This window comes from Rossellomorea sp. GQ25 (genome assembly GCF_059758515.1).
The window spans coordinates 247,151-269,864 of sequence record NZ_JCAXEQ010000006.1 but is presented as its reverse complement, the minus strand read 5'-3'; the positions used below and the strand labels follow the sequence as shown (position 1 = coordinate 269,864).

24 protein-coding genes are annotated in these 22,714 nt (G+C 37.8%); 5 read left to right on the top strand and 19 right to left on the bottom strand.

The window, feature by feature from the left end:
* Window positions 1–56: 56 nt before the first annotated feature.
* From AC6CIB_RS19120 to AC6CIB_RS19060, 13 genes are all read right to left on the bottom strand, one after another.
* A complete protein-coding gene (locus AC6CIB_RS19120) occupies window positions 57–584 on the bottom strand; it encodes an acyltransferase (RefSeq protein ID WP_498283355.1) in 528 nt (175 codons plus the stop codon).
* Between the two features lie 32 nt (window positions 585–616).
* Window positions 617–1,747, bottom strand: a complete 1,131-nt coding sequence (locus tag AC6CIB_RS19115; protein WP_498283353.1) for a glycosyltransferase family 4 protein — start codon at window positions 1,745–1,747, stop codon at window positions 617–619.
* A 26-nt stretch (window positions 1,748–1,773) separates the two neighbouring features.
* The gene (locus AC6CIB_RS19110) at window positions 1,774–3,099 is read right to left on the bottom strand and encodes a nucleotide sugar dehydrogenase (RefSeq protein WP_498283351.1); all 1,326 of its coding nucleotides are present in this window, start codon (window positions 3,097–3,099) and stop codon (window positions 1,774–1,776) included.
* Between the two features lie 25 nt (window positions 3,100–3,124).
* On the bottom strand, window positions 3,125–4,291 hold the full coding sequence (locus AC6CIB_RS19105; RefSeq protein ID WP_498283349.1) for a nucleotide sugar dehydrogenase: 1,167 nt from the start codon (window positions 4,289–4,291) through the stop codon (window positions 3,125–3,127).
* A 24-nt stretch (window positions 4,292–4,315) separates the two neighbouring features.
* The gene (locus tag AC6CIB_RS19100; protein WP_498283347.1) at window positions 4,316–5,482 is read right to left on the bottom strand and encodes a glycosyltransferase family 2 protein; all 1,167 of its coding nucleotides are present in this window, start codon (window positions 5,480–5,482) and stop codon (window positions 4,316–4,318) included.
* A 17-nt stretch (window positions 5,483–5,499) separates the two neighbouring features.
* Window positions 5,500–6,126, bottom strand: a complete 627-nt coding sequence (locus AC6CIB_RS19095) for an acetyltransferase (RefSeq protein WP_498283345.1) — start codon at window positions 6,124–6,126, stop codon at window positions 5,500–5,502.
* Window positions 6,123–6,767: a sugar transferase gene (locus tag AC6CIB_RS19090; protein ID WP_498283343.1), complete on the bottom strand. Its 645-nt coding sequence runs from the start codon at window positions 6,765–6,767 to the stop codon at window positions 6,123–6,125. The genes AC6CIB_RS19095 and AC6CIB_RS19090 overlap by 4 nt, the downstream gene beginning before the upstream one ends.
* Window positions 6,767–7,882, bottom strand: a complete 1,116-nt coding sequence (locus AC6CIB_RS19085) for a DegT/DnrJ/EryC1/StrS family aminotransferase (RefSeq protein WP_498283341.1) — start codon at window positions 7,880–7,882, stop codon at window positions 6,767–6,769. Before AC6CIB_RS19085 ends, AC6CIB_RS19090 begins: the two co-directional genes overlap by 1 nt.
* A gap of 147 nt (window positions 7,883–8,029) precedes the next feature.
* A complete protein-coding gene (gene galU, locus AC6CIB_RS19080) occupies window positions 8,030–8,923 on the bottom strand; it encodes a UTP--glucose-1-phosphate uridylyltransferase GalU (RefSeq protein WP_498283339.1) in 894 nt (297 codons plus the stop codon).
* Window positions 8,924–8,935: 12 nt separating this feature from the next.
* Window positions 8,936–10,756, bottom strand: a complete 1,821-nt coding sequence (locus AC6CIB_RS19075) for a polysaccharide biosynthesis protein (RefSeq protein WP_498283337.1) — start codon at window positions 10,754–10,756, stop codon at window positions 8,936–8,938.
* 545 nt (window positions 10,757–11,301) lie between these two features.
* Window positions 11,302–12,069 (bottom strand): tyrosine-protein phosphatase, encoded by a 768-nt coding sequence (locus AC6CIB_RS19070; RefSeq protein ID WP_498283335.1) that lies wholly within the window; start codon window positions 12,067–12,069, stop codon window positions 11,302–11,304.
* A 104-nt stretch (window positions 12,070–12,173) separates the two neighbouring features.
* Window positions 12,174–12,845, bottom strand: a complete 672-nt coding sequence (locus AC6CIB_RS19065) for a CpsD/CapB family tyrosine-protein kinase (protein WP_498283507.1) — start codon at window positions 12,843–12,845, stop codon at window positions 12,174–12,176.
* Window positions 12,846–12,861: 16 nt separating this feature from the next.
* Window positions 12,862–13,611, bottom strand: a complete 750-nt coding sequence (locus AC6CIB_RS19060; RefSeq protein ID WP_498283333.1) for a YveK family protein — start codon at window positions 13,609–13,611, stop codon at window positions 12,862–12,864.
* 203 nt (window positions 13,612–13,814) lie between these two features.
* Between AC6CIB_RS19060 and AC6CIB_RS19055 the strand changes: the two genes are divergently transcribed.
* Both AC6CIB_RS19055 and AC6CIB_RS19050 read left to right on the top strand, forming a co-directional pair.
* The gene (locus tag AC6CIB_RS19055; RefSeq protein WP_498283331.1) at window positions 13,815–14,612 is read left to right on the top strand and encodes an SGNH/GDSL hydrolase family protein; all 798 of its coding nucleotides are present in this window, start codon (window positions 13,815–13,817) and stop codon (window positions 14,610–14,612) included.
* 99 nt (window positions 14,613–14,711) lie between these two features.
* Window positions 14,712–15,953, top strand: coding sequence for a C40 family peptidase (locus tag AC6CIB_RS19050; protein WP_498283329.1), 1,242 nt, complete (start codon window positions 14,712–14,714; stop codon window positions 15,951–15,953).
* A 44-nt stretch (window positions 15,954–15,997) separates the two neighbouring features.
* Here the strand turns inward: AC6CIB_RS19050 and AC6CIB_RS19045 are convergent, their stop codons facing one another.
* Window positions 15,998–16,363 carry a CAP domain-containing protein gene (locus AC6CIB_RS19045; protein ID WP_498283505.1) on the bottom strand — a complete coding sequence of 122 codons (366 nt, stop codon included), beginning with the start codon at window positions 16,361–16,363 and terminating at the stop codon, window positions 15,998–16,000.
* Window positions 16,364–16,398: 35 nt separating this feature from the next.
* Window positions 16,399–17,595 carry a cell wall-binding repeat-containing protein gene (locus tag AC6CIB_RS19040; RefSeq protein ID WP_498283327.1) on the bottom strand — a complete coding sequence of 399 codons (1,197 nt, stop codon included), beginning with the start codon at window positions 17,593–17,595 and terminating at the stop codon, window positions 16,399–16,401.
* A 338-nt stretch (window positions 17,596–17,933) separates the two neighbouring features.
* Here AC6CIB_RS19040 and tagU point away from each other — a divergent pair, with 338 nt between their 5' ends.
* A complete protein-coding gene (gene tagU, locus AC6CIB_RS19035) occupies window positions 17,934–18,863 on the top strand; it encodes a polyisoprenyl-teichoic acid--peptidoglycan teichoic acid transferase TagU (protein WP_498283325.1) in 930 nt (309 codons plus the stop codon).
* Between the two features lie 66 nt (window positions 18,864–18,929).
* Here tagU and AC6CIB_RS19030 read toward each other — a convergent pair whose 3' ends face one another.
* Together AC6CIB_RS19030 and AC6CIB_RS19025 are read right to left on the bottom strand one after the other, a co-directional pair.
* Window positions 18,930–19,616, bottom strand: coding sequence for a hypothetical protein (locus tag AC6CIB_RS19030; protein ID WP_498283323.1), 687 nt, complete (start codon window positions 19,614–19,616; stop codon window positions 18,930–18,932).
* A 627-nt stretch (window positions 19,617–20,243) separates the two neighbouring features.
* Window positions 20,244–21,125: a helix-turn-helix domain-containing protein gene (locus AC6CIB_RS19025; RefSeq protein WP_498283321.1), complete on the bottom strand. Its 882-nt coding sequence runs from the start codon at window positions 21,123–21,125 to the stop codon at window positions 20,244–20,246.
* Between the two features lie 198 nt (window positions 21,126–21,323).
* Between AC6CIB_RS19025 and AC6CIB_RS19020 the strand changes: the two genes are divergently transcribed.
* A complete protein-coding gene (locus AC6CIB_RS19020) occupies window positions 21,324–21,452 on the top strand; it encodes a hypothetical protein (RefSeq protein WP_498283319.1) in 129 nt (42 codons plus the stop codon).
* Window positions 21,453–21,668: 216 nt separating this feature from the next.
* The gene (locus AC6CIB_RS19015; RefSeq protein ID WP_498283317.1) at window positions 21,669–21,992 is read left to right on the top strand and encodes a hypothetical protein; all 324 of its coding nucleotides are present in this window, start codon (window positions 21,669–21,671) and stop codon (window positions 21,990–21,992) included.
* A 63-nt stretch (window positions 21,993–22,055) separates the two neighbouring features.
* Here the strand turns inward: AC6CIB_RS19015 and AC6CIB_RS19010 are convergent, their stop codons facing one another.
* Entirely contained in the window at window positions 22,056–22,376 is a 321-nt protein-coding gene (locus AC6CIB_RS19010; RefSeq protein WP_498283315.1) for a hypothetical protein, read from the bottom strand.
* 135 nt (window positions 22,377–22,511) lie between these two features.
* Window positions 22,512–22,706 carry an arginase family protein gene (locus AC6CIB_RS19005; protein ID WP_498283503.1) on the bottom strand — a complete coding sequence of 65 codons (195 nt, stop codon included), beginning with the start codon at window positions 22,704–22,706 and terminating at the stop codon, window positions 22,512–22,514.
* Window positions 22,707–22,714 lie beyond the last annotated feature (8 nt).

Genomic DNA, 22,714 nt, shown 5'->3' with positions numbered 1-22,714 from the left:
TACAGCAACCTTTGTTATATTTGGTTAATTAAGTATAAATTTATCAATGTTAAGAACTAAGATTCATGAATTTTTTTAATTGGCTTTGCGGGAACTCCACCTGCAAAATAGTAGTCTGGAATATCTTTTGTTACAGAAGAGCATGCACCTACAATACAACCTTCCCCTATTACTACTCCTTTAGTTATTACGCTATTACTGGCTACCCAAGAACCCGACTTTATAATAATCTTAGATACCTCGCTTTTTAAATTACTAACTTTACCATTTTCATATACATGTTTAGTAGAGGCAATAACAACCATAGGAGACACTATAACTCCTGATTGAATCTCAATTTCTCCTGTACCATTTATCCATACATTATGAGCAATATAAACATCATCACCAATTGATATTTTATTAGGATTAATTATGATTACACCACTAGCTATTTGAAAATTTTTTCCGCACTCTTTAAAAAAAGGAGCAATTAATGCCCCTCTTATTCTATTTGAGTATCTATTATTCGGCAGCAAACTCGTTAATAACTGGATATTATGTAGAGTTACATTTCTCAAAATACCTATTACTCGTTTTTTCAACTTTTCACAACCCGGTTCTTTATTTAAATAATTTAATAATTATAAATACCTAAATACATGTCAGATATATATTTCCATTTAAAACTTTTTGCCATTTTTTTACATTCTATAGAAATATCATTGTAACCTTCACTTATTTTCAATATGTTTGAATAAATTTGATCCCAATTATTAGGATCAACTGAGTACCCTACTTGTCCTTCTTCGAAGAAACCATCTATACCTTCACCTTTCGTGTAGATAATAGGAATTCCTCTAGACATCGCCTCTATATAAACTAAGCCAAATGTTTCTGTATAAGAAGGCATCACAAATACATCACTATCATTCATTATAGACAAAATATTTTCTCTTTCCTTTAGGTGTCCATGGAAGGTTATATTCTGATCTACCCCTAGTTTCTTGCTGAAGGATTTCATTTTTTCCTCTAAGGGTCCAGTCCCTATTATGTCTAAGGTATAACCTTGTCCATTCTTCACAAAATAATTAAGAACTGTAATAATGGCTTTTACATTTTTATTCCTATCAATTCTTCCTATATATAACATTTTAACATTTTCAGAGTTCAATGATTTAGGTGAGCTCGGATTTTCATGCCAATAATTATCTATCCCGTTAGGTATAACTATAATATTATCTTTAATTTTTTCAAGAATATCCTTTGGTAATACTGACATTATTTTTTTCTTATATGCATGTGAAATAAAGACTATTTGTTTTGCGTTTAACAAAATCTCATACATCAATGGGCGTAGATGAATTCTATATTTATAAAAATAGTTAATGTCAGTGTTTCTTACATTTACAATATAATTTATTCCGTATTTTTTATTAAGTTTATATGCTGTTCCTCCATCGCTGAAAACTGTATGAGCATGTATGAAGTCAATATTTTTCTTAGATAATATATTCTTTTCCACCCATTGAAACTGCTTATTTATCTTTTTTTCAAAAAAAAGTCTATCACTTTTTTTTAGAATATTCACAAAATGAAATGAAATACTTTCAAACTCATCTTTTGCCAATTCATTTTTACCAATTTGATTCTCATCTTTTATTGGAATAAAGACATCCTGATTAATATTGCTATCGGCTAATTCCTTAATTAAATTTGAATATAATTTACTTCCGCTATAATACGAACATATATGCAACAGATTCATTAAAAATCGTCCTCATTTCATAAAACTTACAATCCCCAATAACGATAGCCTTTTCTTTCAGTTTCATCTTTATCTAATATCCCTTTGACGTCTACAACCACTTTTTCATTATTATTAGACTGAATAAACATTTGATCTATTTGTTTCCAATCTAAGTTTTTAAATTCATCATGGGAAACAGCAAAAACAAGGCAGTCAGCATTATCAATACTATTAATTTCTTCTAAACCAAGGTTATATTCTCTATCTACGTCAGCAGGATCCGCTTGAGGATCAACTATAACTGGCTCGATACCATATTCATTTAACCCCTTTATAATATCAATTACTTTTGAGTTTCTTATATCAGGACAGTTCTCTTTGAAAGTAAGTCCCAAAATGACAACTTTAGATTGTTTAACAGTTTTATTAGCTAAAATAAGTTCTTTAATAATAGCATCTGCCACGAATTTACCCATTCCATCATTAATTTTTCTTCCAGATAAAATGATTTGACTGTGATATCCTAATTTCTCAGCTTCATAAACAAAGTAGTAAGGATCAACACCTATACAATGACCTCCAACCAGTCCTGGATAGAATTTCAGGGCATTCCACTTTGTATTCATAGCCTCAATTACATCATTAGTGTTTATATCCATGCGATCAAATACCATGGAAAGTTCATTCATAAAAGCTATATTAATATCACGTTGACTATTTTCAACCACTTTAGCAGCTTCAGCAACCTTAATAGAACTAGCTCTATGAACACCCGCTTCAATAACTAATTCATACACTTTCGATATTTCCTCTAGGCTTTCTTCATCCATACCTGATACAATTTTAATGATTTTTTCAAGAGTATGAACTTTATCTCCTGGATTAATTCGTTCAGGTGAGTAGCCTACCTTAAAATCCACTCCACACTTGAGTCCTGATTCACTTTCAAGAATAGGAATACAAATGTCTTCAGTAACCCCTGGATAGACAGTTGACTCGTAAACAACAATGGAGCCTTTAGTTAGATTTCTTCCTATGATTCTACTAGCTCCCTCTACTGGGGAAAGATCTGGAGTTTTGTCCGAATTTATAGGCGTAGGAACAGCAACAATATGGAATTTTGCTTCTTTAAGTTTTTTTTCATCTGAAGTAAATTCAACAGTTGACTGCCTAATTTCTTCATTACCCACTTCATTGGTAGGATCAATTCCAGATTTATATAATTCAATCTTATTATTATTTAGATCAAAACCTATTACGTCAATTTTCTTTCCAAAGGCAACTGCAATTGGCATACCTACATAACCCAAGCCTATTACTGCAAGTTTCTCTTGTTTATTAATCAATTCTTTGAATACCACGACAACCATCTCCTGATTATTTACATTTTAAAACTTAATCTCTACTATATAGATCTCTTGTGTACAATTTTTCAGCGACATCTTGTATTTCCTCTGTTATTCTATTGGCGACAATCACATCGCAAATTTCTTTAAATTCATAAAAGTCTTTAATTACTTTAGAATTATAAAACTTTTCCTCAATTAAATTTGGTTCATATATTACTACTTCAATTCCCTTAGCTTTTATACGTTTCATAACACCCTGAATAGCTGATTGCCTAAAATTATCTGAATCCATTTTCATTGTTAATCTATAAATACCTACTACCTTCGGTTTCTTAGCTACTATCATTTCTGCCACATGATCTTTTCTAGTTATATTAGCATCAACTACTGCTGTCATAATATTATTTGGCACGTCTTCATAATTTGCTAGTAACTGTTTCGTATCCTTTGGAAGACAATAACCCCCATAGCCAAAGGACGGATTGTTATAATGATTTCCTATTCTTGGATCCATCCCAATACCTTCAATAATTTGCTTTGAGTTTAACTCTCTTAACTCTGCATAAGAATCTAATTCGTTAAAGAAAGCAACTCGCATAGCAAGGTATGTATTTGCAAAGAGCTTAATAGCTTCTGCTTCTGTAGAATTAGTAAATAATACAGGAATGTTTTCTTTATGGGCCCCTTGTATTAATAAGTCTGCAAACACTCTAGCTCTCTGTGACTGCTCTCCTACAATAATCCTTGAAGGGTTTAAATTATCATATAAAGCCTTTCCTTCCCTTAAGAACTCCGGAGAAAAAATAATATTTTCAGTTTCGAACTTCATCCTCACTTGATTGGTATACCCTACCGGCACAGTAGATTTGATAACCATAACAGCGTGCGGATTAATTGATAACACTTTGGCAATTACATCTTCAACCGTTCTGGTATTAAAGTGTTTTTTTTCAGGGTCATAGTCGGTGGGTGTTGAGATTATTACATACTCAGCATCTCTAAATGCTATATAATAATCGGTTGTAGCGGTTAAATTTAATTCCTTTGTAGCTAAAAACTCCTCTATTTCATGGTCAATTATAGGGGATCTTTTATTGTTAATCATATCTACTTTTTCTTGCAAAACATCAAGTGCTACTACTTCATTGCTTTGGGCTAATAATATTGCATTGGATAATCCTACATATCCTGTTCCAGCGACAGCTATTTTCATTTTGATAACTCCTCTATATATAAATTACCTTGTACTCTCTGCTTTTTCCCAGAACGGCTTAGCCTTTCCGGTCAATATATTATAGACCCCCGCCCATTGTGCAATTATAGTTACACAGTAGTAGTAAATTAGTGTCAGATATTTATTATTGGTCTTAGTATAGGTTTTAATTAATGCCAATAGATAAAAGAGTACCTGTCCAGAAAAAGTCATAGTATAAAACCAGGAATCTGAAATTAAGCAAGCATTGGAGATAAATACAATTAAGTGTGCTATCCATAATAAATATCTACAAGTTCTGTGACCAAAGTAAAAATAGGAAAACCATTTATACTTAAATATGTTAAGGATCCTTGCATCAGGCAAAATATGTTTTAGTATAATCCTATTCATCCTTACTTTACGACCAAACTCATCTTCAATGACTTCTCCAGCCTTCTCATAAGCTATAGCATCATGGTTGGCGATCGCCCTTTTACCCTGGAGGGCATATAGAGGCGGCATTGCGCTATCATGACATTGAATTGGATTAAAATCATAATAATCCTCTGTCTTACAAGCATATAACGCACCGTTACCAGCAGTAATAGTTTGTATTCTTCCCTCTATTTCCCGAATAGCCATATCACCATCCCAATAACTGGCCTCAGCGTCACTTACATCACTTGAAGTTTGATTTACAATCGATAGTCTTCCAGAAACATACGCAATTTCATCGGAAGTAAAAGATGCCATAAGTTCTTTAACAGAATTTTTATCCATTATAGAGTTAGCATCAGTCATAACTAGATACTCTGTTGTAACAGTTTTTTGAGCCTCATTTTGAGCATTGGTTTTCCCTTTACGAGCCTTCACTTCATAAAGTCTTACATTTACACCTTTTCGTTTTTTGATAAAATGTCTAACAATTTCATTTGTTCTATCTGTACTATTATCTGAAGCTATCAAGAACTCTATCTTATCTTTTGGGTAATCTAACTCCAAAATATTATTAAGTTTGTCTAAGATCACTTTTTCTTCGTTATGTGCTACTACCATAACTGTTACAGTAGGTCTATGCGAAAAATCTTTTTCAAGTTTGCGACCCTTATAAAATTTGCCAATTATCTTTAATGAAACTGGATAACCAATCATTGCCCAGAATATAATGAACCCACTTATATAAAATAGAATTTCAAAAAATAATTCCATGTTATAACTCCCTTAAATTAGTAACTATTTATCTTCCTCATTGGAACCCCTACATATGTTCCAGCTTCAGTAATATCCTTAACCACCACTGTTCCTGCACCAACTGTACATCTACTAGTTATATTTACATTATTACTTACTATGCTACCTATTCCTAACCAGCTCCGTTTTCCTACTTTAACAGTGCCAGCTAAATGTGAACCAGGTGATATGTGAACATAATCTTCTATAATATTGTCATGATCAATTGTAGAAGAAGTATTGAGAATACATCCTTTACCGATACTAGTGCAACAGTTAATTACTACTCCAGCCATAACTACTGTTCCACTCGCTAAAATAACTTGTTCTCCAATAACAGCATTAGGATGAATTAAAGTGGGTATGCTTGCACCATTTTCTTCTAGTTCATTTTGAATTTTTTCTCGTATAGTATTGTTACCTATACCAACAAAAATGTCATAATCGTTTATAAGTTCAATAGCATCATTTGACTTTCCAACTACTTTTATTCCCATTGATGATTCAATGCTTTCATCATCATCCATAAATGAAATGCTATCCCATTTATTCATTTTCAAAGCGATGTCAGCAACCACTTTTCCATGACCACTTGCTCCGATAATGAGAAGTTTGTTTTTCATAGATCCATTCGTTCCTTTTTAGTTCCCTTGAAAGGCTCCATAGTCACTGCTGTCTCTGAACTGATTCCCTCTCTTACAAAAACCTTCTTAATAGTAGAAAAAATAATATTCCAATCTCCGATAAAACTTACACTATCTACATATTTCACATCTAGATTAAACTTATCTTCCCAACTGATGGCGTTCCTGCCACTTATTTGCGCTAATCCAGATAATCCCGGTCTTACTTCATGGCGACGTTTCTGATGCTCATTATAAAGGGGCAGATATTGAACCAATAATGGTCTAGGTCCTACTATGGACATATCTCCCTTTAAGATATTAAATAGCTCTGGAAGTTCATCAAGTGACGTAGAACGTAAGAATTTTCCAAACCTCGTCAACCTAACACTATCAGGAAGCAATTCTCCATTCTCATCTCTCTCATCCGTCATCGTTCTAAACTTATACATCATAAAAATCTTTTCATTCAGCCCCGGTCTTTTTTGTTTAAATAAGATTGGGCTGCCTAACTTGATTCTTACAAGAATAGCTACGATTACGAGAATAACGCTGAGTGGAATCAAAGCAAGCAATGATACTATTATATCCATCGGTCTTTTTATGAATCTTTTATAAATTCTTTTGTTAGAATCGATCATTATTTCAACCACAATCCTTTAATTATCTCTACCACTCTTTCTAAATCCTCCTCCGTCATCTTTGTATCAGACGGCAAACAAACACCATTTTCAAACAACTTCTCTGAAACACCTGCCCCCACAAAATCATACTGCTCAAAAAACGGTTGCATATGCATCGGTTTCCAGATTGGTCTGGATTCAATATTTTCTTTTTCAAGAGCATCCATTACATCTATCGGCCTTACATGACCATTCAAAGTTATCGAACTTAACCAATAATTCGGCTCATCCCATTCATTACTAGGCATAAACTCAACACCATCAAGTTCCCCAAGCTCTCTTTTATAAAAGTCAAAGATATACCTCTTCTTTTCAACTCTCTGATCTAACACCTTCAGCTGTCCTCTACCAATACCAGCTACTACATTGCTCATTCGATAATTAAAGCCTAACTCGCTATGCTGGTAATGCCTTGCTTGGTCTCTACTCTGTGTCGCCCAAAATCTTGTTTTCGCAATACGTTCTTCATTATTAGAAACTAACATACCACCACCAGAGGTAGTGATGATCTTGTTTCCATTAAAGGAGAAAATACCGTAATCTCCGAACGTTCCTGTATGCTTTCCTTTGTAATAAGTTCCTAAACTCTCAGCAGCATCTTCTATTAATGCAACATTATGTTTTTTACAAAGTTCTATTATTCTATCCATATCGGCAGATAATCCATATAGATGTACAACGATTACTGCTTTTACTTCTGGGTATTTCTCAAATGCTTCTTCTAAGGCTTTAGGGCACATATTCCAAGTCTCATAATCACTATCTATAAAAACAGGAATAGCATTTTGATAGATTATTGGATTCGCTGTAGCTGAGAATGTTAGTGTTGGACAGAAGACGATGTCTCCCTCCTCTACCCCTGCTGCTCTTAAAGCTAAATGGATTGCCCCAGTACCAGAAGATAGAGCTGCTGCAGCTTTAGAACCTACCTTAGCAGCTAGTTCTTTTTCAAATTCATTCACGTTCTCACCAAGAGGTGCGATCCAGTTCGTATCAAAGGCTTTTTTTACATATTCCATTTCATACCCTTCATCACTCATGTGTGGTGATGAAAGAAAAATACGATCTCCCATACTCTAAATCTTCCTTCCACTATTATGTAGTTGCTTATTACTTACTTGGATATACTTTATCCAAGTAACTAATAAACTACTCATATTATTTTCATTAACATAGGTACTTAAGTTTCGTTAAGTACCTATGTTGTTAATATTCATATATTAAATAGTTATCTTTTCTTGGTTCACTATATGCTTAAGATAGTCCATTACTTGAACCTGCAAATCTCCACGCTCCAAAGCAAACTCCACCGTAGCCTTAATAAAACCAAACTTATCTCCAACATCATAACGCTCACCCTCAAACTCATACCCAACAACCATCTGCAATTCATTTAGCTTCTTAATAGCATCCGTCAACTGAATCTCCCCACCAGCCCCCGGGGTAAGATTCTCCAAAATACTAAAGATTTCCGGTCGTAAAATATATCGACCCATAATTGCATAATTCGAAGGTGCTTCTTCCTTCTTAGGTTTTTCAACTAAATCATTGATATGGTAAACCCCTTCTTCAATTCCATTCTGATTAATTGAAATAACTCCGTATTTAGAAACATCCTGTTCGGGAACTTGTTGAACTCCTATGACCGAAGAATTATAGCGTTCATAGACATCGACTAACTGCTTCAAGCAGGGACTACCAGGAGAGTGAACAATATCATCCCCCAGTAATACAGCAAACGGCTCATTACCGATAAAACGACTAGCGCACGAAATTGCATGACCCAATCCAAGAGGTTCCTTTTGACGGATATAATGGATATTAGCAAGCATAGAAATACCTTGTACCTCTTCCAACTGGTCATACTTACCCTTCTTCGCAAGTGTCTCCTCTAACTCATACGATTTATCAAAATGATCTTCAATTGCTCTTTTCCCTCTACCGGTTACAATAATAATGTCCTCAATCCCTGATGCGACTGCTTCCTCGATAATATATTGAATAGTAGGCTTGTCTACAATTGGTAACATTTCTTTCGGCTGAGCTTTAGTAGCAGGTAAAAAACGTGTCCCTAGTCCAGCTGCAGGAATAATTGCTTTTCTCACTTTTTCCATACCTTCCACCTCTTAATTTGCATTCTTGACTAATAATTGTTCTTTCTTATTAGCTAATTCTATTACGTAGTTTGATAAGTACTGAGGATCAAATTCAGTATGATTCTCAATCAAGTTTGAAACTCTCTCATACTCAAAATCAACTGTCTTTCCAATGAAAATTTTGGGGAATATGGCTTTTCCATGAACTTCATTTTCCCCAAGCAGTTCCTCATACATCTTCTCACCAGGACGAATCCCCGCATATTTAATCCCGATTTCTTCTAATGTATAACCGGATAACTTAATAAGATTTTTTGCAAGGTCAACGATTTTTACTGGTTCACCCATATCAAGGACAAAAATTTCTCCACCGCGCGCTAAAGCTCCAGCCTGCATGACTAAACGGGACGCTTCTGGAATTGTCATGAAGTATCTCGTCATATCAGGATGAGTTACCGTAACTGGACCGCCAGCTTGAATTTGATTCTTAAATAATGGAATCACGCTTCCTCTACTACCTAAAACGTTCCCGAAGCGAACCGCAACAAAGTTTGTTTGACTTTCTCTATTCAAGTTTTGAATGACCATTTCTGCAATTCGTTTTGTTGATCCCATTACATTTGTAGGGTTTACTGCTTTATCAGAAGAAACCAAAACGAACGTATTCGCACCGAATGTATCCGCAGCCTCCGCTACATTCTTTGTACCAATAACATTGTTCTTAACCGCTTCTTTCGGATTATATTCCATTAACGGCACATGCTTATGAGCTGCCGCATGATATACAACCTCGGGGGAATGTTCTTCAAACACTTCAAAAATACGGTTTCGATCTTGTATATCCGCGATGATAGGAACAACTTTCAATTCTGTTCCATATTTATTTCTTAATTCCATATCTATGGTGTAGATAGAGTTTTCACCATGACCTAATAATAAAAGCTTTTCAGGTTTAAATTTACTTACTTGCCGACAAATCTCAGACCCGATTGAACCACCAGCGCCCGTAACCAGTACTGTTTTCCCTGATATTTTCTTAGAAATACTTTCAGTATCAAGTTCTACGGGTTCACGGCCAAGTAAATCTTCTACCTGCACTTCCCTGAATTGATTGACGGATACTTTACCAGACACAATATCTTCGATCATAGGCATAATCTGTGTCTTGGCTGAAGTTTTACTGCATTGTTGATAAACTTCTTGCAGTTCACCCTTACGAAGAGAAGGAATGGCAATGATGATATTATCAACTTGGTGCTTTTCAACTAATGTTGGTATATCTTTGGTGCGGCCTAGTATCGTTACACCATATATTTGAAGCTTCATTTTTTTAGGGTCATCGTCAATAAATCCGACTGGAAGTAAATCAGTATCCTGGCTCTTTATCAACTGACGGACAAGCATGGACCCGGCTGACCCCGCCCCGATGATCAAGGCACGTTTTTTCTCCTGTTTAGGCTTTATGTAATAGTGTCTGTACATTCTCCATGAGAATCGTGATCCACCTATTAAGATGATATGAAGCATCCAAGTGACCGCTAATACCCGAACATATATATCCCCGTTCACAAAAAACTGAAGAATACCGGTGGCCACGATTGAAAATGTAATCGCTCGAATGATCGCAACCAATTCCCCGACACTGGCATATTCCCATGCTTTCTGATAAAGACGATCAATAAATGCGAATACATGGTGACTTGCCAGTAGTGCGCATGAGCTAAAGACGAGTGTGGGTAACGTATACAGACTGAACGTTGGATGAAGGAGATAATAACCGAAATAAATTGCTGTTAACACGATCAATGAATCCAGCAGCATCAGCAATGATACCCGTTTTGTATAACTCACATAAATCCCTTCTTTTCTAAGTTATTTTGACAAATTAAATACCTAAGGAAAAGATACAACCGTATACCCTTTCCTTAGGTATCTAGATTTATTTTTGATCATTTAATCTTTTTTCAATGGCTTGATTGATTAGATTCCTTATTTCTTCTAACCGTCTACGGGTGCATCCTGGTAGATGTACCTTATGGCTTTTTTAATTTTTTGAACAAAGTATTAAAATCTTTCAATTATAGTTTCTACTTGATTTTACAATTAATATTTTTCATACCATTTTCTGAATAAATCGATAAAGCGTTTTCATTTAAAAACTTTACCGTCTTCTATTATGATGGTATTTGTGGGCATCTAACCCTTCCTCACATCCCACCACCGACGACAAGCGTCTAAGGTTGAAGCATTTACTCTTCACCCACGGTGTGACCGAGTGCCTCCAATGATAATGGTAAGGAGACATTCCCAAAATTCTACTGTTGTCTGTGTGCAACTTTCTGTTTCTCATTTACCAACGACAATAGTACCTTAGGATTACCTGTATCTTGATTTAGTTAGAAGATTCCTAGGAACTTCTTCTTTTTGATCAATTCAGGTATTTCTTTATAAATATTTTTCCCATCTATTAGCAATTCTGCATTTTCTGTAAAGTAATAGACCATGTCTATTCCGTACTTTTTCTCTATATAGTTCATCGCTTCTTCCATTTTGAAGGTGCGATTATGTATGTTATGAGCGTCCGATGCGATGAAGTGTGTCAAGTTGGCTTGGATCATTTGCCGTGAAAACTTCTGGATGTTCTTGCCGAAATACCCTATAAGACTGGACGCTGTTAGTTGAGTTGCGGCTCCTCCTTGTACAAGCTTGTAAAGCTTTTCTGGTCGTTCGATCAACTCAGCATTCCGTTCAGGATGAACGATGATAGGGGTCAGACCGGCTACCTGAATGTCGTAGAGAAGCTTTTCCGCATATCTCGGAACCGAACTTGATGGGAATTCAATGAAAAGATATTGGGATACTTGATTTAGCGGTAATATATCACCCTTTTGGTAATCTTCTAAAATTTCACCATAAATGCGGCACTCCTGCCCAGGAAGGATTTCAAGGTCAATGTGTTCTTCCCTTAACCGATCATTCACTTCTTTCACAAGGGGAAGGATGTCCGACTTCACATTGTCGTATTTTCCATTACGGTGATGAGGAGTCGCAATGATTGTATGAATGCCTTCTGAGACAGCCTGTTTAGCCATGTCGATACTGTCGTAAATCGTATTGGCCCCATCGTCTATCCCCGGCAGGATATGGCTGTGTATGTCAATCATTACTAACTCCTCCTTTTTCTAGTTCTTTCAACTTAATTTTACATCATCTTCCATTTTACACCACTAGGTATATTTGTAAAGGGGTGAATTTTGTCGAATGAATCTTAATTTCCGTAATAGTAATAATAGTCTGTTTCTGAAGCTTTCTTATTATTAAGGACGCATCCAAGCAACTTTCCTTTTGTCGATTGCAATAGTTCTCTCGCTTTCTTCGCTGGTTCCATTTCCGTCTTTCCACTTGAAACGACAAGGATGCTTCCATGACACTGGTTCGCCATAATCTGAGCATCTGTCACAACGAGCACTGGTGGCGTATCAAATATGATCAAGTCGTACTCTTGGTAAGCTTCTTCAAAGAAATTCTCCATTGCTCTTGAACTTAGAAGCTCTGCCGGGTTCGGTGGCACCGGACCGCTTGAAAGAATATGAAGCTTGTCCACCCCGCTGTCTTTAACGGCTTCCTTCAATGTGACTTGTCTCGATAGAATATTCGTCAACCCCGTTGTGTTCGGGAAGTTAAACGTATAGTGAACGGTTGGCTTTCGCATATCTGCATCGACCAGGAGGACCGCCTTACCCTGTTGAGCAAAGACTACAGCTAAGTTTGCGGCCGTTGTGGACTTTCCTTCCCCGGGACCTGCAGATGATACCATGATCGAGCGGTATTCCTGATCGACGGATGAGAATTGAATATTTGTACGAATCGTTCGGTATTGCTCAGATACGGGAGACTTCGGATTGACTTTAGCGATTAGCTTACGAATATTTGCGTTCATTGATTTCTTCTGTTTATTAAACACCGACACTTTCACCTCTGCGTCTTGACGTTCTTTCCTGGCGATGGGCTACCTTCTGAAATTCACTATCGGTAATCGTTGGGATCACCCCTAGTACAGGAAGCTCGAGTTCTTTTTCGATGTCTTGCTCTGTTTTCACTGTGTTGTCTAAGAACTCTAATAAGAATGCAAGTCCGACTCCCGCCATTAATCCCACTACCAGTGCAATGGCGATATTTAATAGTGGCTGCGGTTTAATTGGAGATGGGTTTTCTCCAAGTTCTGCCTTTGCAAGGATGCTCACATTATCGACGTTCATGATTTTCACAATTTCTGTTTGAAAGACTTCCGCAATCTTATTGGCAATTGCAGCAGCTTGTTTAGGATCTTCATCCTGAACGGAGATGTTCACGACTTGTGAATCTTTTTCACTTTGAACCGTTACTTTTTCATTTAAATCCTTTGTTGTCATATCTAACTTAAGATCATCAATAACAATATCCAGAATAGCCGGGCTCTTCATGATAACATTATATGTATTGATCAATTGCAGGTTGGTTTGCACTTCCCCTATATTAAATGAATTCTGTTGATCTTGATTCGATTTATTCACAAGCAATTGAGTGGACGATTGATAGATTGGTGTGAGGGCAAAATAGCTGATTACCGCACTAACCAATACTGCCATTAGGGTCAGTATGATAATGAGACTCATGCGTTTCTTCAACGTCTGAATGAGCTCCTTTAAACTGATGGTTTCTTCCATGATAGCCTCCTATAATTCTTCAAAAATAAAAATCTCTCATATTATATCATAAATTCTTGTTATTTTTAGGGAATCTTGTCATAATTTTAGTATAATTGAAATCTTTTGTTACTTATCTATTAAACAATAGATTGTTTATTATTGGTAGGGTCTGCTTGAATTTGGTTCCATTTTCCAAGTTAATTACTCATAGGGGGTTTAAAATGAAAAAGGTCTTTATTTTGTTCTTACTTATATTATGCGGCGGGGTTATTGTGTACGGAAATCTTCACTGGAAGTCTATGATGCCGAGCTCCACGTCTGCGGATTCGTCTTCAAGTTCAGAGAAACAAGGTCAATCTGATAAGAGTGAGTCACCATCACTTGGAACAGAGGAAGAGAATGCTCTCCCTACCACGGGCAATTGGCCGGAAGATGCCCGTTCCCTTTATAAAGAGAAACGGGAAGCTGGAGAACCCTTTAATATTATTCTAATGGGGTCAACCGAGATGGATTCCATTGAAGAGGGATGGAATGATAAGGTCGCGGACGCTTTAGAAGATGCGTATGGGGACACTGTTTCAATCGAAAGTCTTTCGTTTGAAACCAGTACACTTGAATTCGTTCGTGAGAAACGATATGAAGAAATTGGGGAATTACAGCCTGGACTAGTCATTTTTGAGCCGTTCGTCTTTACGGATAATGGAAATGTCACGATTGAAGACACACTTCAGAGTATCGGAACCATTATAGATGAAGTAAAAGAGTCATCACCAGGATCAGCATTCGTTCTTACCCCGCCCCAGCCTATTTATCAGCCGTCCAATTATGCTGCACAGGTTTCTCAAATTCAGGAGCACGCGGAAGAGAATGATATTCCGTTTATCGACCACTGGTCCAACTGGCCCGATGTAGAAGATGAAGAAATTAAAGCGTATTTAGATGATGTCAGCAGTCCGAATGAGCAGGGACACACAGCCTGGGCCAAAGGGATCATCGACTTTCTAGTAGAAAAGGAATAATTTTTTACTATTTCAGGAATAATTTAGTTTTTTCCACCAAATTATGTGATAAAATGACGGTATTATCTATCAAACTATGACAATAAAGGAGAAGTGTACGTGAAAAAGACATTGGTTTCTGTAGCAGCTACGGCTGTTCTCTCGTCTTCGTTTGTTAGCTATGCCTCGGCAAGCACTCACAAGGTGGAATCAGGCGACTCCCTTTGGCTGATCGCAAACAAATATGACACAAGCGTTGCCAACTTAAAGAGTTGGAACAAGCTGCAGTCGGAAATGATTTTTCCTAATCAGGTATTGAAGGTTGCCGCGAGCGGTGCACAAGCCCCGGCGCCTCCAAAGCAAAACACAGGGCAAACATCTGCTAAAACGTATACGATCAAGTCCGGGGATACATTAGGACAGATTGCCGGTAAGCATTCGATTTCCCTTGCTGATTTAATGAGCTGGAATGGATTGAATAATCATCTGATCTATCCCGGGCAAGTGTTGAAAGTATCGAAATCAGGCTCCCAGCCTGCTCCAAGCCGTCCGGCACCCGCTCCGGCTCCACCTAAACAAGACGGTTCGATGACAAGTTACTCAGTGAAATCTGGGGATACGTTGTCTCATATCGGGATGAAGTTTGGTGTGACTGTAGCCCAATTAAAAAGTTGGAATGGACTTTCTAGTGATTTCCTTCGGATTGGACAGGTCCTGAAAGTGTCGAAATCAGGGGCTCAACCTGCACCTGCCACTCCGGCACCGGCACAACCTGCTCCGCCTAAACCAGATAGCTCAATGACAAGCTATACCGTTAAGTCGGGGGATACCCTGTCTCATATTGGTGCAACTTTCGGAGTGAGTGTAAATGACTTAAGAAGTTGGAATAACCTTTCGAGCGATTTCCTGCGTATCGGACAGGTACTGAAGGTGAATGGAACGGCACAAACAGTCAAGCCGCCAGCCCCATCTCCAAATCAATCTTCGCCCTTTTCCGTTGATAGATTATTAAGTGAGGCAACGTCTCATATGGGAACCCCTTATGTGTGGGGAGGCTCATCGGCCAGCGGCTTTGATTGCAGCGGCTTCATCTATTATGTCTTTAAAGAAGCCGGCGCAAGTAGTGTAAAGCGTCTATCCAGCGAAGGATACTACAGTCGCTCCTACTACGTGAATTCACCTCAGCCAGGTGACCTTGTATTCTTCGAAAATACATACAAAAAAGGCATTTCTCACTTAGGCATTTATATCGGAAATAATGAATTCATCCATGCCGGGGACAATGGCGTCCAGGTTTCCAGCTTAAGTAACTCTTATTGGAAATCGAAGTTTGATGGATTTAAGAGATTTTATGATTTGTAGAAAGATAGATCCCGATGACTTTTCCGTCATCGGGGCCTATTTTTTTATGGAGTGAAGAAATCCTGAGTATAGTACACGCCATACTCCCCGCCGAAGTATACTCCCGTACCCAGCTTTTTAAAGAGAGGACTCAGGATGTTTTTGCGATGGCCGGATGAGTTGACCCAGGCATCATGAACAGCAATGGCATTGAACTGTCCCCCCGCGATGTTTTCCCCTGCTGATGAATATGAGATACCAGCCTGGTCCATCCTTTGAAAGGATGATAGACCATCCGGGTTATCATGACTGAAGAAGTTTCTCATCGCCATGTCTTTGCTATGGGCTCTGGCTACCTCTTGAGCTTTTGCATCTGCCTGAAGGGGAGCCACCAGATGACGTGCCCGTAATGCATTTGCCTTGTCGAGAATCTGCTTCTCCGTACTGTTTCTTAGTTCTGTTTCGTTTACGTCTGGATTTGTGATCGTGAAATCTTCTCTATGAGTAAGATGCCGGAAAGGGTATTCCCATCATTTTTATCATAATGAGCTCGAATAAGCATTTCATCGTAATCATAATCGTTGGCCTGATTATGACTGGCACCTATTTGATTCATTTTGGTTTCTACTTCAGTTTTGCTCAGACCAAGCTTAAGTCCGGATTGGGATACCCAGCTATCCGAGTTTGAATAGACAGCCACCACTACTCCTTTAAATACACCGTATTGGATGTACTTCTTGGGATCCTGATTATAAACATACCAATCAAAGCTGAACCTACTTTCATCGATTCGTTGTGGATCACCTAAGGAAGAGCGAAGTAATTCTTCAGTCGCATTGACATGAACTCCTTGAAACCGGAACTCTTCAAAGCTGCCGGTTAATCTCTCCTGGACACCTGATGAAACGGCGTTGATTCCTCCAAGAATATGGAATGAGTCATAATAGTTTACCAGGCTTTTCATCGGTGAAGGAACAGCGTCTTTATTCACTAATACGATTGGGGCGTTTTCTTTCGCTGCCAGTACAGACCCCGATAAAGCATCCGCGAAGTTTGTCCCCGTTGCTACATAAGCCTGGTTCGTTCCCATCGGAAGCCCTTCTATGATATTCCTGGCGGTTTCATAGCGATCGATTCCGCCATACCTGGTTGTGCCTGGGAGCTTTGATTCGACTTTCGCAGAGATTACTCCGTTACCACCGACCATTATGGTCTCTGTTTTCTGATCTGTTATCTTTTTGGACGGTAGAATACCGGATTCTGTCAGGACGATCGGAATCCCATTCTTTGCAGCGTACGGAGCCACTGCCAATGCATCCGGGAAGTTTCGTCCGTTGGCTATGATTGCCTTTTGGGAAGGTAAGTAGCTTGCGATTTTGGCAGCTGTTTGGAAACGGTCGTCACCTCCGATTCTTGTAATCTTGATATTTTTCTTTTTCAATTCATTTTCAATAGTTGCATCAATGGCGCCGGTCCCACCTAATATGTATATATGCTTTGCCTGTAAACGCTCGATTTCCTCTCTTGTTTCAGAAGGTAGACGATTTTTGTAGGTTAATAGAATCGGTGCTCTCATTTTATAGGCCAGCGGTCCCCCTGCAAGGGCGTCGGGAAAGGAAACGTTTGTCCGTTTGCAAGCACCACCGTGTCTGATTGATCCCATCCCCTTAACGAAATCTGCACAGCTGTATCAAAGCGATTTTCTCCACATATTCTTGTTTACATTTGCCTTGGCTGTGTCCATTCTTACCAGGCTGAATGTAAGGATAATGAGTAAAATGGTTATGCCGGTTTTTTATCAAATGATTCCCTCCTTATGTTTTCTTCACTCTAATAATACCAAATAAATCCAACTTTTTGATGGTCAGTCGACAATTCGTTCCTGTTTTCTAATACTTCTGACATAAACAGACAAAAATTTACTAATGTATTCCCTTTTCTCGTTATTTCTAGTATATTTTTCTTATGTGTAAAATTTATAACTTATAGGTGGGAAACATTTTGAGAGCAGATAAACATCAAAAAAAACGTAAGTGGCCGAAAGTCGTTGGAATTGTCTTGATCCTTTTACTAGTAGCTGGTGGAGGATATGCTTATTCCATCTATCATTCACTGAATAAAACGGCTGAAACAATGAACGAGAAGATTGACCGACCGAAGTCGGAGAAGCGGACGGAAGAAGTGAAATTCGATAAGAAACATCCATTCTCCGTTTTACTGTTAGGAGTAGATGAAAGAGATGGGGACAAAGGTCGTTCAGATACGATGATTGTCGTGACGGTCAACCCACACGAGAAAACAACTAAGATGATAAGTATACCTCGTGATACACTTGTCGAAATCGTAGGTAGAGGAACGGAAGATAAAATCAACCATGCATACGCGTTTGGCGGCGTCGAAATGGCCATGGATACAGTCGAAGGATTCCTGGATATTCCGATTGATTATTATGCAAAGATTAATATGGAAGGATTCAAGGACATCGTAAATGCTGTCGGTGGAGTAACCGTTAACAATGAATTCACTTTCTCTTCTGGTGGCTATACCTTTAATGAAGGCAAGCTTTCGTTAAGTGGCGACAAGGCTCTTGCTTATGCACGTATGCGCTATGAAGATCCCCGTGGAGACTTCGGCCGCCAGGCAAGACAACGCCAGGTAATCCAGGCGGTTATTAAAGAAGGTGCTAGTGTATCGTCCCTATGGAACTATGGTGATATCTTCGGAGCCATTGGGGAAAATGTGAAAACAAACCTGACTCTCGATGAGATGGTCGACATACAGAAGAACTACAAATCGGCGACAAAAGATATTTCTCAAAGTCAAATTGCCGGTGAGGGTGCCAAACTGGGCGGTATCTACTACTACATCGTTCCTGAACAAGAGAAACAAAAAGTACAGAGTGATTTGAAGGATCATCTAGATTTGAATTAATAGAATGAAACCGGCCTTTAGGATCGGGTGTTTTATTTTGGATGAACAGGAAAAGGGGCAGCTGCATTAAGCAGCTATCCCTTTTTTCTTGATGAATATGAATTTCCCCAACCAAACACCACCGGCAATAAAGAGTATTCCCAATAGCGAGAGAAAGAACAACGATGCTTTTGCTCCATCTTGATAAGGTAAGTCTGTATAATAGCCTTGTGTTTCATCTGATAGCCCTCTTATCCATTGGGTCTCAAGCTTTGATTTCGTATCTGCCGTGAAATCACTTTTCTTTACGATTCCATTTTCATTGATCGTGTACGTTCTGAACTTGGCAGGGTCTTCCTTTTGATTAATAGAAGTCGTTTGCAGGCTGACGATGAACTCCTCTTTTCCTGTTTGATTGTCTGCGACTGATTTATATTGGATTACATTGGAAAAGGAATGCATCCCCTCTACCTCAGGATCTACCTTATTCCCTTTTAACTTTGCTTCCACTTCGTCATTTATTTCCAGAATGGTGGTCGGGTTATTCTCACTTTCAACATAGGTATTTATTTTCACCCCGTGAAAGACTTGGACCGCCTCAATCGCTCCCTCTTCTTCTAAGGAAACATAGTCATACTGTTTCTCAAATGCTCTTTGATAAAAGTTCTCTCTTATAGATTGGACGAGAAAGTAAGCGACGATAGACATGATGATGATTCCCACTATTATGAAAGAACCACTTATTTTCAACCACAATTTTTGTCTTTTATTCATCGCCTTCCCTCCCATCTTGTTTGTATTAATGGAGTCCACCTCAAAGCTCCTGTTTCTTCTGCTTATAAAAAGCACCTTTTGTAGAAGAAAGGTTTATTTGATCATTGTCTATTATTCTATCTAACTGTCTACTATTTTAGTAAATATTAATTAATGAGGTTGTATATATTTGTAGAGGGATTCCAATACTTTCCGACAAAATCCGCGTAATTCTATAGATAAGAATAATAAAGACAGATGTTTATTCGATTTCTCATTTTTAGTATTCCAAACTATTTTTTGGTTAACTGTGTTTAAGGGGGGAAATGCTTAAACATTATAAGTAGGAGGAAACGGATGGGAATTTCTTTGTATGGCCATCCAAGCCGATTGTTAGAAGTATAAGCGTTGAGTATGTGGCTATTCTGCTGTAGTGACGGTATTTCTCCCCACTTTTATGTGACTATGGAGATGTAAAAAGAACCAGTACACAGCTGGTTCTTTCTCATCTGTTAAACAGAGTTTTTCTCTTTAACAGAATAGTGGTCTTGTTCTAAAGGTAGAGATAAATATTCAGACTTCTCGATTAGGCGCTTCGTAACAGTAATGCGGGAAATCGTTGCCTTACATGATAGAATGCTTCAACACTTATTTAACCTCTGACAATTCTTTAATTTTATTTCTGATAAAATTGATATATTTGTCATCCTCTTGAAGTTCAAATACAATAAGTGCTTTCTCCATATAACCCATGGCTTTCTGTGGCTGGTTCAACAGCTCTAAATTATATCCGATCTGATAATGTAACTCTCCCAATAAATATAAACTATCCTTATTCAAACACCACTTAATGGCATCCTCGCAATATTTATTTGAATCTTTGATTCTGTTTATTTTCGTTAACACTCTGGACATGTTATAGAATAATCTTGTTTTGATGGTATAATCATTTATATGGGGTAACGCATGTATATGCCCTTTAGCTTCTTCAAATACCGTCAATGCCTTCTCATTATCATCTTTATAGTAAATCCCTCCAATGGTTAAGAGGATTTCAATTTCCCTTTCTAACATGACCTTGCCCTTAACATGTGTAATATTTAAAGCCTCTCTTAACGTAGAAATGGAAGATTCAACATCCTTTTCCACCTCCCAAAGATAAATGCCTTTATGCCAGAGGAGCAGTTGCATGTTCTTTTTATTTTGAAGAAATAGTGGATTGAACTCTTCTGTTTTTACAATATCCATCATTTCTTCAAACCTAAGACTCCTCCTCATGATCTGGAGTTGTTTAAAGACTTCTTGCACATAATCTAGTCTTGGTGTTGTACCTATATCGAAAAAGTAGTTGACATCGACTCCTAATTTCTGTGAAATCTGATATAGTGTAGATGCATAGGGAAATACATCCCCCTTCTCAATCTTACTAATCTGTGCCTGAGTACAAATTCCTTCAGCCAATTCTTCCTGTGATAATCCACTATTCTTTCTAAGCTCTTTAATTTTTCTCCCTACTGCCCCAAAATCCATTAAACCCTCTCCTAAATATGCCTAGAGTTATATTTTCATCTATAATCCTTAGAAAATACCGCTTATTCTTATTAAAATAAGAAAAAAGGACGGTACACTCCCTTTATACAATCATAGGAAATATGTTTTAATAATTATAACATTACTTATATTTATAATAACGAATCTTCTTTTGAAGAAGAAAGGGAGGAAAGACCTATGAAAAGACGATTTCTTACAATTTTAACAGCATCGTTCCTTATTTTAGGCTTTGCAGGGACTTCAAGTGTTGCCGCAAATGCAAATGATACTACTCCTCAGAATGATTTACCTGGTTGGGCATACTAAAACACTCACTTTCCATAGTGCTTCCTCATTTTGAGGAAGCTTTTTTCTTGAGTTGAATCGTTTTTGTAATATGCCTAGAGTTATAAGAACTGACAAAAAACGGTTTATTTATATCATAATTAAAGTTGTATCTCCAATATAGGTTCATATGCCTAAAACCCCTTTTTTCAAGATTGTGGTAGGATAAAAGTACAATAAAAGAAAGGGGGCTTCATGATGAATAACATAAGCATGAAAGTAAATCCTCTATACTCGGATTTGGATATGTCGATCCAGTTCCAATTTGAATTTTCCAAAGGTGATTGTAAGGTCGGGCAAGCCATGGTATCCACGTATGCCATCAACAACAATGCGGTGTACCGCAAATCCCAAAGTGTGACAGCTGCTAAAGTTGAAAAGTGTGCAGTCATTGATCAGTTCGAAATTGCAGGGGACCTTGGAGAACCCTGTATGAACAAGCTCCGGCACTTTCTGAAAGTGATCGGGATGAAAGAAATTCATTCGGGTTATGACATGACGCGGGAGAAGATTAGTAACTAAGGTTTTATTTAGATTGAAGAGGCTGTCTTATAATGAGGGCAGTCTCTTTTTGCACCTTCAACTTTAAAACTTTCTCATCAGCCTTTTCAACACGATATACTTTCTTCTATTCGTTTGTTTTAACCTGACTAAGACCGGCAGTGTCAATATCTTCATTCCACTGATTAGAAGGGCTGCATAGGCAAATGAGTTCAATAAAAAGTATTTCAAATTGAGTATTAATACTACCATCGAGCATAAGCCCCATAATATGGCCTCCATTATCACCCTACCCTCGAATGTCATTTTCTTTTTGCAGAGTAATGTAGGGAGCACTGCAACGATGACGGAGGCAAGGAGCAGGAATAGTATGGCATATATCATTCCTATAATCGCTGTTATCATATGGGTTCCTCTTATTTCAATAAAGTCTTACTTCTGTTTCATTTCACCGTTTCAGTAGTAAAATCCTTCTACTAGTATGATTATTCTTCCTTTGATGTGTGAAGATATTTATAAAGTGCCTGCTTGCCATTCGTCTCAAAAGTACGTTAAAAAAGCTTTGGCATTGGCCAAAGCTCTTTGTATAAGTGTTTCAATGACGAGATGAGCTGCTACTCTGCTTGTCATATCCCGGATATCGAGGGTCGGGTCGATTTCCACGATGTCCATGGGGGTTACTTTAGGATGCTGCAGGGCGGTTTGAACCATTTCCGTTAATGTATCAGGGTGTATGAGGGACG

What these genes read in the sequence shown, in the direction of transcription:
- AC6CIB_RS19105 (WP_498283349.1), bottom strand. Translation starts at nt 4,291, where the DNA reads ATGAAAATAGCTGTCGCTGGAACAGGATATGTAGGATTATCCAATGCA.
- AC6CIB_RS19020 (WP_498283319.1), top strand. Translation starts at nt 21,324, where the DNA reads ATGAAAAGACGATTTCTTACAATTTTAACAGCATCGTTCCTTATTTTA.
- AC6CIB_RS19015 (WP_498283317.1), top strand. Translation starts at nt 21,669, where the DNA reads ATGAATAACATAAGCATGAAAGTAAATCCTCTATACTCGGATTTGGAT.
- AC6CIB_RS19010 (WP_498283315.1), bottom strand. Translation starts at nt 22,376, where the DNA reads ATGATAACAGCGATTATAGGAATGATATATGCCATACTATTCCTGCTC.
- AC6CIB_RS19085 (WP_498283341.1), bottom strand. Translation starts at nt 7,882, where the DNA reads ATGGGAGATCGTATTTTTCTTTCATCACCACACATGAGTGATGAAGGG.
- AC6CIB_RS19090 (WP_498283343.1), bottom strand. Translation starts at nt 6,767, where the DNA reads ATGATCGATTCTAACAAAAGAATTTATAAAAGATTCATAAAAAGACCG.
- AC6CIB_RS19095 (WP_498283345.1), bottom strand. Translation starts at nt 6,126, where the DNA reads ATGAAAAACAAACTTCTCATTATCGGAGCAAGTGGTCATGGAAAAGTG.
- AC6CIB_RS19115 (WP_498283353.1), bottom strand. Translation starts at nt 1,747, where the DNA reads ATGAATCTGTTGCATATATGTTCGTATTATAGCGGAAGTAAATTATAT.
- AC6CIB_RS19065 (WP_498283507.1), bottom strand. Translation starts at nt 12,845, where the DNA reads ATGAACGCAAATATTCGTAAGCTAATCGCTAAAGTCAATCCGAAGTCT.
- galU (WP_498283339.1), bottom strand. Translation starts at nt 8,923, where the DNA reads ATGGAAAAAGTGAGAAAAGCAATTATTCCTGCAGCTGGACTAGGGACA.
- AC6CIB_RS19100 (WP_498283347.1), bottom strand. Translation starts at nt 5,482, where the DNA reads ATGGAATTATTTTTTGAAATTCTATTTTATATAAGTGGGTTCATTATA.
- AC6CIB_RS19060 (WP_498283333.1), bottom strand. Translation starts at nt 13,611, where the DNA reads ATGGAAGAAACCATCAGTTTAAAGGAGCTCATTCAGACGTTGAAGAAA.
- AC6CIB_RS19040 (WP_498283327.1), bottom strand. Translation starts at nt 17,595, where the DNA reads ATGGGATCAATCAGACACGGTGGTGCTTGCAAACGGACAAACGTTTCC.
- AC6CIB_RS19030 (WP_498283323.1), bottom strand. Translation starts at nt 19,616, where the DNA reads ATGAATAAAAGACAAAAATTGTGGTTGAAAATAAGTGGTTCTTTCATA.
- AC6CIB_RS19055 (WP_498283331.1), top strand. Translation starts at nt 13,815, where the DNA reads ATGAAAAAGGTCTTTATTTTGTTCTTACTTATATTATGCGGCGGGGTT.
- AC6CIB_RS19110 (WP_498283351.1), bottom strand. Translation starts at nt 3,099, where the DNA reads ATGGTTGTCGTGGTATTCAAAGAATTGATTAATAAACAAGAGAAACTT.
- AC6CIB_RS19025 (WP_498283321.1), bottom strand. Translation starts at nt 21,125, where the DNA reads ATGGATTTTGGGGCAGTAGGGAGAAAAATTAAAGAGCTTAGAAAGAAT.
- AC6CIB_RS19070 (WP_498283335.1), bottom strand. Translation starts at nt 12,069, where the DNA reads ATGATTGACATACACAGCCATATCCTGCCGGGGATAGACGATGGGGCC.